The organism is Acidovorax sp. FG42, assembly GCF_057809195.1.
On the sequence record NZ_JBMDJM010000014.1, the window covers coordinates 61,087 to 75,787 of the forward strand.

Here is a 14,701-nt window from a genome sequence, read left to right on the forward strand (position 1 = left end):
TGTGGGTCCAGCGGATCGTTCCGGCGCGGCAGCGGCCACCCGGCGGTCTTGCCCGAGGCGGTAGGTCCTGACTGCGGGGTCATCCCCAGCGCGGGCACAATACCCGCCACCATGTTGACCTATCCCCACATCGACCCCGTCGCCCTGCAGATCGGCCCGCTGGCTGTGCACTGGTATGGCCTGACCTATCTTGCGGCCTTTGGCCTGTTCATGCTGCTGGGCATCCGGCGCCTGCAGCACCCGCCCTTTGCCTCTATCACGGGGCCCGGCGCCTGGACCCGCAAGGATGTCGAAGACATCCTCTTCCTGGGGGTGGCGGGTGTGGTCATTGGCGGGCGACTGGGCTACTGCCTGTTCTACAAGCCGGGCTACTACCTGAGCCACCCGCTGGAGATTTTTGCCGTGTGGCAGGGCGGCATGGCCTTTCACGGCGGGCTGCTGGGTGTGGTGGCGGCCATGCTGTGGTTTGCCCATTCGCGCCAACGCCCCTGGCTACAGGTTGCCGACTTTGTGGCGCCCTGCGTACCCACGGGTCTCGCGGCCGGGCGTGTGGGCAACTTCATCAACGGCGAGCTGTGGGGCCGCTTTGCTAGTCCCGACCTGCCCTGGGGCATGGTGTTTGCGCACAGCGGCTCCATGCAGCCGCGCCACCCGTCGCAGGTCTACCAGTTCCTGATGGAAGGGTTGTTGCTGTTCATCCTGCTGTGGTTGTATGCGCGCAAGGAGCGCCGTCCCGGCCAGGTGGCTGCCGCCTTCCTGTTTGGCTACGGCGTGTTCCGCTTCATTGCCGAATACTTCCGCGAGCCCGATGCCTTCCTGGGCATCCTGTCGCTGGGCATGAGCATGGGGCAATGGCTGTGCGTGCCCATGATCGTGGGGGGCGCAGCGATGTGGCTGTGGGCACAGCAGCGGCCGGTGGGGGCGCTGGTTTCGAAGTAAAAAGGCGATAGCGTCGGTACCATATGCCCAAGCAGCTATCAAAATGGTAGTGCCTGGGGCGAGGGGCGGGTGGGCAGTCGGTCAGTGCTGCGCATCCCCCCGCCGCGCCATCGTCCACAGGGCGGCGCCCACGATGAGCGCACCGCCCACCCAGCCCGTAACGCTGAGCTGCTCGCCCAGCCAGAACACCGCAAACAGCGCCCCAAAGGCGGGCTCACTGCTGGTCAGCAAGCCCACCCGCGTGGGCGAGCTGTGGCGCAGTGCCCAGTTCTGGGCCACAAACGCAAACACCGTGCAGCCCGCCACCAGGTAAATGCAGGCCCACCAGAAAGCGCTGGCCTGGGTGAGCGACGGCAGCGGGGGCAGCTTGCCCGGCAAAGCCAGCGCCAGCAGCAGGCAGCCCACCCCAATGACGCCCGACTGCACCGCCGTGAGGGCCAGCACCGGCGCATTGCGGCTGCGGGTGAGCCGCGTGGTTTGGCACACCGTGATGGCGCGCAGCACAGCCGCCGCCAGCATCAGCGCGTCGCCCCAGCCCCACCGGCCCGTGTAACCCCCACTGAGCAGTGCCGCGCCGAGGAGCGACACGGCGGCAAAAGCAAACATCGCGCGCTCGGGCCGCTGGCGCAGCAGCCACCACTCGGCAAACGGCGTGAACACCACACACAGGCTGATCAGAAACGCGGCGTTACTGGCCTGCGTGAGCGCCAAGCCAAAGGTCTCGCACAAAAAAATGCCCAGCATCAGCACACCCAGTGGCAGGCCGGCCACCAGCGCATCGTGCCGCTCGGGCGCGGTGGCGCGCAGCAGGGCAGGGAGCAGCACGGCAAAGGTTAGGAGGAAGCGCACGGCCAAAAAGCCCAGCACCGGGTAGAACACCAGGGCCCCCTTGGCCATGCCGTAGCTCGTGCCCCACACCACGGCCACCAGCAGCAAGGCCAGGTCAGACAGGCGCGGGGCCAGCGGGGAGGGGGCAGACAGGGGCAGGGTGTGTGACATGGGATGCAGACTGGGGTGGAAGCAGTGGGGCGCCGCTGCTTGGCGACGATGGGCTTGGGAAATTATCAATTTGCGTCGCTGGATTGATAATCGCTGCCAAAGAACTGCACTTGTTCCCCATGCGCATCAATCAACCCCTGGACAGCCTCTCCGACATGGCGGTGTTTGCCCGCGTAGTGGACGCAGGCAGCTTCTCGGCTGCCGCCCGGCAGCTAGGCATCACCCCCTCAGCGGTCAGCCGCCAGGTGGCCCGGCTGGAGGGGGCGCTGCGCGTGCGCCTGCTGGAGCGCACCACCCGCAAGCTGCGGCTGACCGATGCGGGCACGGCGGTCTACAGCCGTTGTCAGGATATGGTGTCTGCCGCGCGCGAGGTATGGGCGCTGAGCGACACGCACTCTGCCGAGCCTTCTGGCATGGTGCGCATGAGCATGGCCAAGGCGGTGGGGCGCCAGCTGGTGCACCCGCTGGTGCTGCCGTTTTTGCAGAAATACCCCCAGGTCGATGTGCAGCTCCTGATCACCGACCGCACGGTGGACCTGTTCGAGGAGCCCATCGACCTGGCCCTGCGCGTGACCGACACCCCGCCCCCGGGCTTGGCCGGACGGCCGCTGGCCACGTTGCGCCATTTGGTCTGCGCCAGCCCGCGCTACCTGGCCGAACGGGGCCACCCCCAGCACCCGCGCGACCTGGAGCACCACGCCTGCATTACCCTGGGCGAGGACGAGCGCGACAGGCACTGGCGCTTTGAGCGCGCGGGCGAAGCCGCCACGGTGGCCGTGCGCGGCCGCTATGTGGCCAACCACAGCGAGGTGCGGCTGGAGGCCGCGCTGAGCCATCTGGGCATCGCCAGCCTGCCGGGCTTTACCGCGCGCGCTGCGTTGGAGCGGGGCGACCTGGTGACCGTGCTGCCCGACTGGGAGCACAAGACCTCGTACGCGGGCACGGCCTGGGTGCTGTACCCGTCTCACCGCTTTCTGCCCGCCAAGCTGCGGGTGTGGATTGACCATCTGGTGGAAGGTTTTGCGGGCGTGGAGTGAAGCGGGAGAGGGGGGCGCAGGGCGAGCCTGCGGTGGGCTCTGCGGGTGCTGCACCCTCGACAGCTCGTCTGGCCCGGGGCGGATCAACAAATGACCGCGCCTTCGGGCCAACAGCGGGTTCGCCACCCTGGCCGTTCTCTGGCACGTGGCGTTGCGCAAGCACTGCAGTTGCCATCTTTTGTGTAACCAAAGCCTGCAAATCAGGGTTTTCATCTTGTCATTTCGCGTAATTATGAGAAATTACACACATGGCGAGGCAATCGCCACTGTTGTCAGCTGATAGAGGGGCGTTGCAGGCATTCGACCTGCGCAATCCACTAGGAGTTGGCTGCTGATGCCTCGCGGGTTGGTGCTCTGGAGCCTTGTTTCACATGCGTCCTGTCCCGAATTCACTGCACGACGAAGTCGCCTCCCGGCTGCGGGAGCAGATTTTTGCGGGCACCTTGCCGCCCGGCAGCTTTCTGGATGAGGCCGCCCTGTGCGAGCGGCTGGAGATTTCGCGCACCCCGCTGCGCGAGGCACTCAAGGTGCTGGTGGCCGAGGGGCTGCTGCGCCACGAGCCGCGCCGGGGTTGTTTTGTGGCCGAGGTCACAGAGAGCGACCTGGACGAAATCTTCCCGGTCATTGCGCTGTTGGAAGGCCGTGCCGCACACGAGGCCACGCGCAAGGCCGTGGCAGCCGACATTGCCGCACTGGAGCTGCTGCACGAACGCCTGCAGCAATGCGCGGCCGACGGGCTGGTCACCGACTACTACGAAGCCAACTACGCCATCCACGAGGCCTTCATCACGCTGGCCGATAACCGCTGGCTGGCCCAGGTGATTGGCGACCTGCGCAAGATCCTGCGGCTGGCACGCCACAAGTCGCTGCACGCCCCCGGGCGCATGCAGCAAAGCCTGGCGGAGCACTTGGCCGTGTTTGCTGCCCTCAAGGCCCGCGACTGCGATGCCGCCGAAGAAGCCATGCGCACCCATTTGTTGCGCCAGCGCGATGCGCTGCGCGACGTAGCCCGCAACCAGCAATCGAGGTTGACCCCATGATCAGCAGCACCCCCGAATGGATCGCCCGCAGCGTGTCACGCCTGCGCACTGCCGCACCCGCCGCCGACAAGGCGGGGGACAAGCTCGCCAAGGCCGCGCTCGACAAAACCGTGACCGACGTGGTCGCCAAGGTGGCGGTGCCGCGTTCCACCCACGAGCGCCTGCAGGCCACCCTGCGTCGCGGCCAGGAGGCGCTGTCTCCCCGCGCGCTGCGCCGCCTGCTGGCCGACCTGCAGGAGGTGGTGGCGCCGCAGGTGAGCGAGATCGAAGGTGGCCGCCGCGCCCAGGTGGTGGCCGAGTGGTATGCCAAGGCCGAGCCCGAGGAGCGGCGCGACATGTGGCTGCTGATGTGCGATCAGTTTGCGCCCGACGCCACACGCTTCAAATCCGCCCGCCAGCGCTACGAGGCCGCAGCGGGCACGGCCGAAGAAGGACAGGCCGAGATCAGCCTGCGCCGCGCTTTGGTGTCGCCCCGCACGCGGCTGCTGCAGCGGTTTTCGGCGTTCCCCGAAGGCATGCGCTTTCTGGTGGACATGCGCGCAGAGATCCTGCCGCTGCTCAAGGCCGACAAGCGCCTGCTGCCGCTCGATGCCGAGCTGGAACACCTGTTCTCGACCTGGTTCGATGTGGCGTTTTTGGAGCTGCGCCGCCTGTCGTGGGACTCGCCTGCATCCCTGCTCGAAAAGCTCATCAAGTACGAGGCCGTGCACGACATCCGCAGCTGGGCCGACCTGAAGAACCGGCTGGACAGCGACCGCCGCTGCTACGGCTTCTTCCACCCGCGCCTGCCCAACGAGCCGTTGATCTTTGTGGAGGTGGCGTTGCTCGACAAAATCTCGTCCAGCATCACGCCGCTGCTGGACGAGGCCGCTGCGCCCGTGGACATCACGCGGGCCACCACGGCCATCTTCTACTCCATCAGCAACACGCAAACCGGCCTGCGTGGCGTGAGCTTTGGCGACTCGCTCATCAAGCATGTGGTGGAGACGCTTACGGCCGAGTTTCCGCGTTTGCGCACCTTTGCCACGCTGTCGCCCATCCCGGGTTTCCGCGCTTGGCTGGGCAAGCATGCAGGGGCCATGCTGGATCGCCTGGACGATAAGCGCCGCAGCGAACTGGGCCGTGCGGTGGGCTTCGAGCCGCCGCAGGCCACGCATTTCCTCGGCGCGTTGGACAAGGCGCTGGAGCTGGACGCTAAATCCCCCGTGCGCCAGATGCTGCTGGAATGCGCCGCGTACTATCTGGGCCGCGAGCTGCAAGAAGGCAAGCCGGCAGATCCCGTGGCCCGCTTTCACCTGGGCAACGGCGCGCGGGTAGAGCGTCTGAACTGGGCGGGCGATCCGTCCAGCAAGGGGCAGAAACAATCGTACGGGCTCATGGTGAACTACCTGTACGACTTGAAGCGCATCGACAAGCACCGCAGCTTGCTTGCGCAGGGCAAAGTGCCAGTGTCGGGGGACATCGACAGCCTTTGCCGCGACTGACGGGGCGCCCGGCATGATGCCGGGTGCACCAGTGACAGGGTATTTTTACAACGACAGGAGACAAGGAATGATTGAATCGCGAATCCAACGCCGGGATGTGTTGCTCGGCGCAGCGGCTGCAGGTTTGGGCCTGGCCAGTGGCAGCAGCTGGGCCGACAGCAACTGGCCGACCAAGCCGGTGACGGTGGTGGTACCTTTCCCCGCCGGTGGCGGCACCGATGCCTTTGCCCGGCCGCTGGCCGCGCAGTTTTCCAAAAGCACGGGCAAGACGCTGGTGATCGACAACCGGGGGGGCGCCGGTGGCACGCTGGGCGCCAGCATTGCCTCCAAGGCTGCGCCGGACGGCTACACCCTGTTCATGGGGGCGGTGCACCACGCCATTGCACCGTCGATGTACCCCAAGCTCGACTACGACATCGAAAAAGACTTCATTCCGCTGGCGCTGCTGGCCAACGTGCCGCAGGTGGTGGTGGTCAACCCCAAGACGCCATCGGCCAACTTCAAGCAGTTTCTGGACTACGTCAAGCGCAACCCCGCCAAGCTCAACTACGGCTCGGCCGGAGCCGGCACCTCGCACCACCTGGCGGGCGAGCTGTTCAAGCAGCAGACGGGCACCTTCATCACCCACATTCCGTACCGGGGCGCAGGCCCGGCGCTGCAAGACCTGATCGGCGGCAATGTCGACATGATGTTCGACGGCCTGGGCTCCTCGGCCAACCACATCAAGAGCGGCCGCATCAAGGCGCTGATGGTGTCGGGCCCCAAGCGCAACCCCGCGTTCCCGGACGTGCCCTGCGCCTCCGAAGTGGGCCTGCCCGACTACACCGTGACCACGTGGTACGGCCTGTGGGCGCCCAAAGGCACGCCGGCTGATGTGCAGGCCCGCATCGTGGACGAAATCAAGCGCCTGGGCACGGCTGAAGAGCTCAAGGCCGTGTGGGCCAGCAACGGCGCGGACTACGGCGGCATGACGCAGCAACAGTTTGGCGCGTTTGTGAGCAGTGAGGTCAAGCGCTGGGCGGCGGTGGTGAAGGCGTCTGGCGCGAAGCTAGATTAACCCCCCTGAGGCGCTTTGCGCCTTCCCCCCTGAAGGGGGACGCCACCCGTGGCCTGGCAAAGCCAGCTCCACGGTGGCCCTGGCGATGGCGCTGCGCGGGTTTCGAGGGCTGCAAGTGTTGAGCAGTGCAGGACGGGATGGATACCAAGATGTCTGGTGAAGTGTTGATGAATGCCGGTGAAGGCGGAGTGGTGCATGTCACCCTGCGCCACACCGGGCGGCTGAACGCCATGTCGCGGCCCATGTGGCGGCAGTTGCGTGCGGTGTTTGAAGACCTGCAGCGCCGTGCCGATGCGCGCTGCGTGCTCATTGCGGGCGAGGGCGGGGCGTTTTGTGCGGGCGGAGACATTTCAGAGTACCCCGGCTTCCGTTTTGATGCGGCAGCCCTGCGCGACTTTCATGAAAACGACGTGTGGGGCGGGCTCAACGCCATGCTCCAGTGCGACGTGCCCATCGTGGCCCAGATCAGCGGCGCCTGCATGGGCGCCGGGGTGGAGATAGCCAGCTGCTGCGACATCCGCGTGGCGGGCAATGGCGCGCGGTTTGGCGCGCCGATTGCCAAGCTGGGCTTTCCGATGGCCCCGCGCGAGGCGCAACTGGTGGCTGGTGCGGTGGGTGATGTGACCGCACGCCAGATGCTGCTGGAGGCCGCCACCTTCAGCGCCCCCGACATGCTGGCCCGTGGCTTTCTGAGCCGCGTGGTGGCTGACGACATGGTGGCCACCGAAGCCCTGGGCAGTGCCCAGCGCATTGCTGCGCTGGCGCCCCAGGCCGCCCGCATGAACAAACAGACGTTTCGGGCACTGAAAGCGCCTGTAGCGCAAGAAAATCATGCCCAGCCTGCTATCGAAAACATAGTAAATGGCCCCGCTGACCCCTATGCTTATGCCGCCAGTGCCGAGCACCGCGAAGGGATCGCTGCCTTTCTGGACAAGCGCGCGCCGGTGTTTTGACCGGCGCCGTCGTCCCCGGCTTCTCCCATTCAGTCCGTCCCAAACTCTCAACCCAGCTACCCAGCCCATCGAAGTCTGAGCCATGAGCCAACACAACCTCTTCAGCGCCCTGCGCGCCGCGTTCCCGTCTGACCTGGACAGCACCGCCGTCGAGACCACGGCGGCGGACGGTACCCCGCTGTACTACACCTGGCGCGACCTGGACCGCGCCAGCGCCCGCATCGCCAACCTGCTCGCATCGCTCAAGCTGCCCGAAGGCAGCCGCGTGGCCGTGCAGGTCGAAAAGTCGGTCGAAGCCATGGCCCTGTACCTGGCCACGCTGCGTGCGGGCTACGTGTTCTTGCCGCTCAACACCGCCTACCAAAGCGCCGAGATCGAATACTTCATCGGCAACGCCGAGCCCGCCGTGGTGGTATGTAGCCCCGGTAACTTCGGCTGGGTCAGCAAAATCGCCTTCACCCTGGGCACGCAGCATGTGTTCACCCTGGGTGACGACCGCACCGGCAGCCTGCTCGATCGCGCTGCCCACCACAGCGACGAGCACCAGGCCGTGCCCCGCAGCGCCGACGACCTGGCTGCCATCCTCTACACCAGCGGCACCACCGGCCGCAGCAAGGGCGCCATGCTCACGCACGGCAACATGCTCAGCAACGCGGTCATGCTCAAGGACTACTGGGGCTGGACGGCTACCGGAGGGCCTGATGGCCGGGGCGATGTGCTCATCCACGCGCTGCCCATCTTCCATGTGCACGGCCTGTTCGTCGCCATCCACGGCGCGCTCATCAACGGCAGCAAGATGATCTGGATGGCCAAGTTCGACCCCAAGGCCGTCATCGCCGCCATGCCGCGCGCCACAGTGTTCATGGGCGTGCCCACGTTGTATGTGCGCATGCTGGCCGAGGCGGGTTTGACCAAAGAGGCCGTGAAGAACATGCGCCTGTTCATCGCAGGCTCCGCACCGCTGCTCATCGAAACCTTCAAGGAATGGCAGCAACGCACCGGCCACACCATTTTGGAGCGCTACGGCATGAGCGAAACCATCATGCTCACCAGCAACCCCTACAGCGCCGACAAGCGCTACCAAGGCCAGGATGAACGCCGGGGCGGCACCGTGGGCTTCCCCCTGCCGGGCGTGAGCCTGCGCGTCCAGGGCGAAGACGGCAAAGACCTGCCCGTGGGCGAGATCGGTGGCATCCAGGTCAAGGGCCCCAACGTATTCAAGGGCTACTGGCGCATGCCCGAAAAGACGGCGGAAGAGTTCACCAAAGACGGCTACTTCAAGACCGGCGACGTGGGCAAGGTGGACGAGCGCGGCTACGTGCACATCGTGGGCCGCAGCAAAGACCTGATCATCAGCGGCGGCTACAACGTCTACCCCGCAGAGATCGAGGGCTACATCAACGACATGCCCGGCGTGGCCGAAAGCGCCCTGGTCGGCGTGCCCCACCCCGACTTTGGCGAAGTGGGTGTGGCTGTGGTGATTGCCAAGCCCGGCGCCCAACTGGATGCCGATGCCATCGTGGCCCAGCTCAAGTCGCAGCTGGCCAACTTCAAGATTCCGAAGAAGTGCTTTTTGGTGGCGGAGCTGCCGCGCAATACGATGGGTAAAGTGCAGAAGAATCTGCTGCGGGATCAGTACAAGGGGTTGTTTGCCTGAGCAACTGCGCGGCGCGATGCGCACAAAGACAAAAAGGGGCAAGTTGCCCCTTTTTTGTTGGCGGACGCAGACGCAAACTCAGGCGCTGCGTTTGCTCTGATTTTGATAGCTGAAGGCGCCTTTCAATCAAGCGTCATCAGCATATTTGGGTCTGCTTGAGCAGGTGGTCTCTTCAGCGCAGCACCAGCACGGGGATGTGCGAATGCGTCAGCACATGCTGCGTTTCGCTGCCCAGCAACAGGCGCTTGAGGCCCTTGCGGCCGTGCGATGCCATCACGATCAGGTCGCACTTGTGCTTCTTGGCGGCTGCAATCACGGCTTCGGCCACCAGGTCGGACTTGGCGACGACGGCCTTTACGGTCACGCCTTGCGCGCCGCCCTGGGCTTTCACGCCGTCGACCATGGCCTGTGCGGCATCGCCCCACTGGGCTTCGATGCGTTTGACGTCGTTCATGTCCACCGGCATGCCGCCTTCAAAGTAGCTGCGGGGGTAGCGGGGCACCACCTTGAGGGCGACCACGGTGGCGCCTGACAGGGCGGCCAGGGACAGGCCATGTTCCACCGCTTTGTCCGACAGAGGGGATCCGTCTGTAGCGATCAGGATGCGTTTGTACATAAAAGGGCTCCTCAAAGTGATGGAACAAGCTTAGGATGAATCATGTTCCGGGGCTTGATCCAGGTCAATGTAGTTGTCATGCCCCACAGATAGGCTTGAACCATGTCCATGTTTCAACCCGGTGCGCCGGCTTCCTCTGCGGTGCATCCTTCTGACAGCGTGGCAGATCCGTTGCCGCCGCAGCGGGTAGAGCTGCTGGATGACCCCCAGGAATGGCTGGCGTTTGGCCGACCCTGCACCCCTGCAGGCAGCCCCCTGCCAGGGGGCGCCACCGACCCTGCAGTGGCCGACGCCGCCGCCACCGCGTGGGACTCCCATGTGGTGCTGGAGGGCATGCACTGCGCGGCCTGTGCCCTCACGATCGAAGACGCCCTGCGGGCCGTGCCGGGCGTGTTGCAGGCCGATGTGAGCGCCGCCACGCGCCGGGCCCGCGTGGTGTGGCAGCCTGGCCAAGTGAAGCCGTCGCAGTGGATGGAAGCCGTGCGCCACGCGGGTTACCGCGCCATGCCCGCCATGGATGCGTTTGCGCGCGACCAGCGCCTGCGCGAGAGCCGCCGCGCGCTGTGGCGCTGGCTGGTGGCGGGCTTTTGCATGATGCAGGTGATGATGTACGCGTGGCCCGCCTACGTGGCGCAGCCGGGCGACCTGTCAGGCGAGATGGAGCAGCTGTTGCGCTGGGCCTCCTGGGTCATCACGCTGCCCATGGTGGTGTTTTCTTGTGGCCCCTTTTTTACCAGCGCGCTGCGTGACATTCGCCTGCGCCGCGTCAGCATGGACCTGCCCGTGGCGTTGGGCATGGCCATCACGTTCGTGGTCAGCACGGCCGGCACTTTTGACCCTGCAGGCATCTTTGGCAAGGAGGTGTACTACGACTCCTTGACCATGTTTGTTTTCTTTCTGCTCACCGGCCGATGGTTGGAGCTGCGCCTGCGCGACCGCACGGCGGGTGCGCTGGAGGCCGTGATGAACCGCCTGCCCGACAGCGTGGAGCGGCGCGCGGCGGATGGCAGCTTCGCCCGCGTGGCCACGCGGCGCATTGTGGTGGGGGACACCGTCCGCGTGCTGCCCGGCGAGGCGTTTCCGGCCGATGGCCGCATCACGGCAGGCAACACCCATGCTGACGAGGCTTTGCTGACGGGCGAATCCACACCCGTTGCGCGCCCCGTGGGCAGCAGCGTGACGGCGGGCAGCTACAACCTGCAGGCGCCGGTCGAGGTGCTGGTGGAAGGCACGGGCGGGCAGACCCGCTTTGCGCAAATCGTGGCGCTGATGGAAAGCGCTTCACTGCAAAAGCCCCGGCTGGCGCAGCTGGCAGACCGCATTGCGCGGCCTTTTCTGGTTGCCGTTTTGCTGGCGGCGGCGCTGGCCGCTGCCTACTGGTGGCCGTCGGACCCAGGGCATGCGCTGATGGTGGCGGTGGCGGTGCTCATCGTGACCTGCCCATGCGCGCTGTCGCTGGCCACCCCGGTGGCCATGCTCACCGCCGCGGGCACGCTGGCGCGCCATGGCGTGTTGGTGCGCAACCTTCAGGGGCTGGAGGCGCTGGCGCAGGTGGACACCATGGTGTTTGACAAGACCGGTACGCTGACCCGCGACGGCATGGCGCTGCAAGCGGTGCACCCTGCGGCCGGTTGCAGTGCACAAGAGGCGCTGGACCTGGCGGCAGCGCTCGCGCGCCAATCGATGCACCCGGCTTCGCGGGCGCTGGCTGCGGCGGCTTCTGCACAGCCGCTGCCGTCGGGGCGTTGGCAGGTGACAGGCCTGCAAGAGGATGCAGGGCAGGGGCTGACCGCGACGGTAGAGGACGCCACCGGGGCGGTGGCTGCTCGCACGATCCGCCTGGGCTCTGCCCGCCACGCGGGCGTTGCCAACGATGCGGGCGGTGCTGCGCTGCAAGTCGTGCTCTCTGAACAAGCGTCTGATGGAGCCCTGATTGAGCTGGCCCGCTTCGACCTGGTGGAGGACCTGCGGGCCGAGGCGTCGGCCGTGGTGCGGGCCTTGCAGCAGGACGGCGTGGCTGTGCAATTGCTGTCGGGTGACCGCCGGGGCGCGGTGCAACGGGTGGCCACGCAGGCGGGCATTGCCCATGCCCAGGGCGAGTGCACTCCGCAAGGCAAGCTGGAAGCGCTTCAGGCGTTGCAGTTGCAGGGCCATCACGTAGCCATGGTGGGCGACGGCCTTAATGATGGCCCGGTGCTTGCGGGTGCCCATGTCTCTTTTGCCTTCGGCCGTGCCGTCCCGCTGGCGCAGTCCCGGGCGGACTTTGTGGTGTTGGGTGACAGCCTGACGCTGGTGCCGCAAACCGTGCTGCTGGCGCGCCGCACCCTGCGCGTGGTACGGCAGAACCTGTGGTGGGCCGCCGCCTACAACGCGCTGTGTGTGCCGCTGGCGGTGGTCGGCTGGATGCCGGCCTGGCTGGCGGGACTGGGCATGGCGCTGAGTTCGCTGCTGGTGGTGCTCAATGCCGCGCGCCTGGCGCGCGACCTGCCTTCCTTGCCAGGCTCGCACAGCGCGCCGTTGCCAACAGCTGCTTTGCCTGCGCGCCCCGACATCACGGCCAGCGGCACGTCGCAGCCGCCCCTTGATCTTTCGAAGACCCCACTGGAGCCCGTCTGATGGACATCCTTTATTTGTTGATTCCTCTGTCCGTAATGCTGGTGCTCTTGATTCTGGGAGGCCTGTGGTGGGCGGTGTACCACGGGCAGTTCGAGAGCGTCGAACAAGAGGGGGAGCGCATTCTCCGAGACGGTTGACTTGTGTCAATGCCCGATAGCCGCGACTGCAACAAACTCTTACTGCAATACAAAGAGGTGCCCGATGGATTTTCCAAAAACAAATGCTGCGCACTACAACGATACGGTAGTGCGGCAGTTCTCTATCCTGGCCGTGGTGGTGGGGGTGGTCGGCATGCTGGTGGGCGTCATCATCGCCGCCCAGTTGGCCTGGCCAGAACTCAACTTTGGCATTCCGTGGCTGAGTTATGGCCGCTTGCGACCTTTGCACACCAATGCGGTGATCTTTGGTTTTGGCGGTAGCGCGCTGTTTGCTACCAGCTACTACGTGGTGCAGCGCACCTGCCAGGTCCGGCTTTTTGCGGGTCCTCTGGCCGCATTCACCTTCTGGGGTTGGGTGCTGGTCATTGCGGCTGCGGTGGTCAGCCTGCCCATGGGCTACACCCAGGGCAAGGAATACGCTGAACTCGAATGGCCCATCGACATCCTGATCACGCTGGTTTGGGTGTCCTATGCCATCGTGTTCTTCGGCACCATTGGAACCCGCAAGGTCAAGCACATTTATGTGGCCAACTGGTTCTTTGGTGCGTTCATCCTGGCCGTGGCACTGCTGCACCTGGTGAACAGCGCAGCCATCCCAGCGGGCATGATGAAGAGCTACTCGGCCTACGCCGGTGTGCAGGACGCCATGGTGCAATGGTGGTACGGCCACAATGCCGTGGGCTTCTTCCTGACCGCTGGTTTCCTGGGCATGATGTACTACTTCATCCCCAAGCAGGCAGGTCGTCCTGTGTACTCGTATCGCCTGTCGATCGTGCACTTCTGGGCGCTGATCTTCACCTACATGTGGGCCGGCCCACACCACCTGCACTACACCGCGCTGCCTGACTGGACGCAATCGGTGGGCATGGTGTTCTCGCTCATCCTGCTGGCTCCCAGCTGGGGCGGCATGATCAACGGCATCATGACCCTGTCGGGTGCATGGCACAAGCTGCGTGACGACCCTATCCTGCGCTTCCTGATCGTGTCGCTGTCGTTCTACGGCATGTCCACGTTCGAGGGCCCGATGATGTCCATCAAGACCGTCAATGCCCTGAGCCACTACACCGACTGGACCATCGGCCACGTGCACTCCGGCGCCCTGGGCTGGGTGGGCCTGATTTCGATGGGTTCGCTGTACTACCTGGTGCCCCGTCTGTTCGGCAAGGACAAGATGCACTCCGTCAAGGCGATCGAGCTGCACTTCTGGATGGCCACCATCGGCATCGTGCTGTACATCGCTGCCATGTGGATTGCCGGCGTGATGCAAGGCCTGATGTGGCGCGCGGTCAACCCCGACGGCACGCTCACCTACACCTTCGTGGAAAGCGTGAAGGCGACCTATCCCTTCTATGTGATCCGCGTGGCCGGTGGTCTGCTGTACCTGGGCGGCATGCTGGTCATGGCCTGGAACGTGTGGCTGACTGCCATCTCGGGCCGTTCGGTCAAGGTGGCCATTCCTGCAGTGAACACGGCCCACGCCTGAGTCTGAAGGAGATCATTCATGTCCAATAACAACACATCTGCTTCGACCGGTTTCACCCATGAAAAGGTGGAGACCAACAACTTTCTGATGATCGTGCTGATCCTGATCGTGATCGCCATTGGCGGTCTGGTCGAGATCGTGCCCCTGTTCTTCCAGAAGTCCACGACCGAGGCGGTCAAGGGTGTCGAGCCTTACAACGCTTTGCAGCTGGCAGGCCGCGACATCTACATCCGCGAGGGTTGCTACAACTGCCACTCGCAGATGATCCGCCCCTTCCGCGCAGAGACGCTGCGCTATGGCCACTACTCGGTGGCGGGCGAGTTTGTGTATGACCACCCCTTCCAGTGGGGTAGCAAGCGCACGGGTCCCGACCTGCACCGCGTGGGTGGCAAGTACAGCGACGAATGGCATCGCATCCACCTGAACAACCCCCGCGATGTGGTGCCCGAGTCCAACATGCCCGCATACCCCTGGCTTGAAAAGAACCAGGTGGACCCCGCAGTGATGGCGCCCCGCATGAAGGCCCTGCGCACCGTGGGCGTGCCTTACACCGACGAGCAGATCACGGCTGCGGCGGGCGAGGTCAAGGGCAAGACGGAGCAGGATGCGCTCATCGCCTACCTGCAAGTCATGGGCCGTGCGCTCAAGTAAGCAAAGGAGAT

At 65.3% G+C, this 14,701-nt stretch carries 13 protein-coding genes; 11 read left to right on the top strand and 2 right to left on the bottom strand.

All coding sequences use genetic code 11. From position 1 onward, the window contains the following. Positions 1–111 precede the first annotated feature (111 nt). A complete protein-coding gene (gene lgt / locus ACODSM_RS15275) occupies positions 112–939 on the top strand; it encodes a prolipoprotein diacylglyceryl transferase (protein WP_488805873.1) in 828 nt (275 codons plus the stop codon). A gap of 81 nt (positions 940–1,020) precedes the next feature. On the opposite strand, the gene ACODSM_RS15280 is transcribed toward lgt, so the two are convergent. Then, the gene (locus ACODSM_RS15280; RefSeq protein ID WP_343734290.1) at positions 1,021–1,938 is read right to left on the bottom strand and encodes a DMT family transporter; all 918 of its coding nucleotides are present in this window, start codon (positions 1,936–1,938) and stop codon (positions 1,021–1,023) included. 119 nt (positions 1,939–2,057) lie between these two features. On the opposite strand from ACODSM_RS15280, the gene ACODSM_RS15285 reads away from it, so the two are divergent. The 6 genes from ACODSM_RS15285 (at position 2,058) to ACODSM_RS15310 (ending at position 9,166) form a co-directional block, all read left to right on the top strand. Next, positions 2,058–2,975 (top strand): LysR family transcriptional regulator, encoded by a 918-nt coding sequence (locus ACODSM_RS15285; protein ID WP_488805874.1) that lies wholly within the window; start codon positions 2,058–2,060, stop codon positions 2,973–2,975. A 371-nt stretch (positions 2,976–3,346) separates the two neighbouring features. Further along, positions 3,347–4,015, top strand: coding sequence for a GntR family transcriptional regulator (locus ACODSM_RS15290; protein WP_110961114.1), 669 nt, complete (start codon positions 3,347–3,349; stop codon positions 4,013–4,015). Beyond that, positions 4,012–5,499 (top strand): malonyl-CoA decarboxylase, encoded by a 1,488-nt coding sequence (locus ACODSM_RS15295; protein ID WP_488805875.1) that lies wholly within the window; start codon positions 4,012–4,014, stop codon positions 5,497–5,499. Before ACODSM_RS15290 ends, ACODSM_RS15295 begins: the two co-directional genes overlap by 4 nt. 67 nt (positions 5,500–5,566) lie before the next feature. Continuing rightward, on the top strand, positions 5,567–6,556 hold the full coding sequence (locus ACODSM_RS15300) for a Bug family tripartite tricarboxylate transporter substrate binding protein (protein WP_108625126.1): 990 nt from the start codon (positions 5,567–5,569) through the stop codon (positions 6,554–6,556). A 149-nt stretch (positions 6,557–6,705) separates the two neighbouring features. Then, positions 6,706–7,509, top strand: coding sequence for an enoyl-CoA hydratase/isomerase family protein (locus ACODSM_RS15305; protein WP_488805876.1), 804 nt, complete (start codon positions 6,706–6,708; stop codon positions 7,507–7,509). 82 nt (positions 7,510–7,591) lie between these two features. After that, a complete protein-coding gene (locus ACODSM_RS15310; RefSeq protein ID WP_488805877.1) occupies positions 7,592–9,166 on the top strand; it encodes a malonate--CoA ligase in 1,575 nt (524 codons plus the stop codon). Positions 9,167–9,338: 172 nt separating this feature from the next. Here the strand turns inward: ACODSM_RS15310 and ACODSM_RS15315 are convergent, their stop codons facing one another. Next, entirely contained in the window at positions 9,339–9,782 is a 444-nt protein-coding gene (locus tag ACODSM_RS15315) for a universal stress protein (RefSeq protein WP_015014815.1), read from the bottom strand. 108 nt (positions 9,783–9,890) lie between these two features. Between ACODSM_RS15315 and ACODSM_RS15320 the strand changes: the two genes are divergently transcribed. From ACODSM_RS15320 to ccoO, 4 genes are all read left to right on the top strand, one after another. After that, positions 9,891–12,398, top strand: coding sequence for a heavy metal translocating P-type ATPase (locus tag ACODSM_RS15320; protein ID WP_488805930.1), 2,508 nt, complete (start codon positions 9,891–9,893; stop codon positions 12,396–12,398). Further along, complete coding sequence (ccoS, locus tag ACODSM_RS15325; RefSeq protein ID WP_010460651.1) at positions 12,398–12,535, top strand: cbb3-type cytochrome oxidase assembly protein CcoS; 138 nt, start codon at positions 12,398–12,400, stop codon at positions 12,533–12,535. Before ACODSM_RS15320 ends, ccoS begins: the two co-directional genes overlap by 1 nt. A gap of 64 nt (positions 12,536–12,599) precedes the next feature. Further along, positions 12,600–14,039, top strand: coding sequence for a cytochrome-c oxidase, cbb3-type subunit I (gene ccoN / locus ACODSM_RS15330; RefSeq protein WP_110961118.1), 1,440 nt, complete (start codon positions 12,600–12,602; stop codon positions 14,037–14,039). 18 nt (positions 14,040–14,057) lie between these two features. Beyond that, positions 14,058–14,690, top strand: a complete 633-nt coding sequence (gene ccoO, locus ACODSM_RS15335; RefSeq protein WP_060987389.1) for a cytochrome-c oxidase, cbb3-type subunit II — start codon at positions 14,058–14,060, stop codon at positions 14,688–14,690. The last annotated feature ends 11 nt before the right edge of the window (positions 14,691–14,701 follow it).

Coding starts and splice junctions, on each gene's coding strand:
- ACODSM_RS15305 (WP_488805876.1), top strand. CDS start 6,706: ATGTCTGGTGAAGTGTTGATGAATGCCGGTGAAGGCGGAGTGGTGCAT.
- ccoO (WP_060987389.1), top strand. CDS start 14,058: ATGTCCAATAACAACACATCTGCTTCGACCGGTTTCACCCATGAAAAG.
- ACODSM_RS15315 (WP_015014815.1), bottom strand. CDS start 9,782: ATGTACAAACGCATCCTGATCGCTACAGACGGATCCCCTCTGTCGGAC.
- ACODSM_RS15295 (WP_488805875.1), top strand. CDS start 4,012: ATGATCAGCAGCACCCCCGAATGGATCGCCCGCAGCGTGTCACGCCTG.
- ACODSM_RS15285 (WP_488805874.1), top strand. CDS start 2,058: ATGCGCATCAATCAACCCCTGGACAGCCTCTCCGACATGGCGGTGTTT.
- lgt (WP_488805873.1), top strand. CDS start 112: ATGTTGACCTATCCCCACATCGACCCCGTCGCCCTGCAGATCGGCCCG.
- ACODSM_RS15290 (WP_110961114.1), top strand. CDS start 3,347: ATGCGTCCTGTCCCGAATTCACTGCACGACGAAGTCGCCTCCCGGCTG.
- ACODSM_RS15300 (WP_108625126.1), top strand. CDS start 5,567: ATGATTGAATCGCGAATCCAACGCCGGGATGTGTTGCTCGGCGCAGCG.
- ACODSM_RS15320 (WP_488805930.1), top strand. CDS start 9,891: ATGTTTCAACCCGGTGCGCCGGCTTCCTCTGCGGTGCATCCTTCTGAC.
- ccoS (WP_010460651.1), top strand. CDS start 12,398: ATGGACATCCTTTATTTGTTGATTCCTCTGTCCGTAATGCTGGTGCTC.
- ccoN (WP_110961118.1), top strand. CDS start 12,600: ATGGATTTTCCAAAAACAAATGCTGCGCACTACAACGATACGGTAGTG.
- ACODSM_RS15280 (WP_343734290.1), bottom strand. CDS start 1,938: ATGTCACACACCCTGCCCCTGTCTGCCCCCTCCCCGCTGGCCCCGCGC.
- ACODSM_RS15310 (WP_488805877.1), top strand. CDS start 7,592: ATGAGCCAACACAACCTCTTCAGCGCCCTGCGCGCCGCGTTCCCGTCT.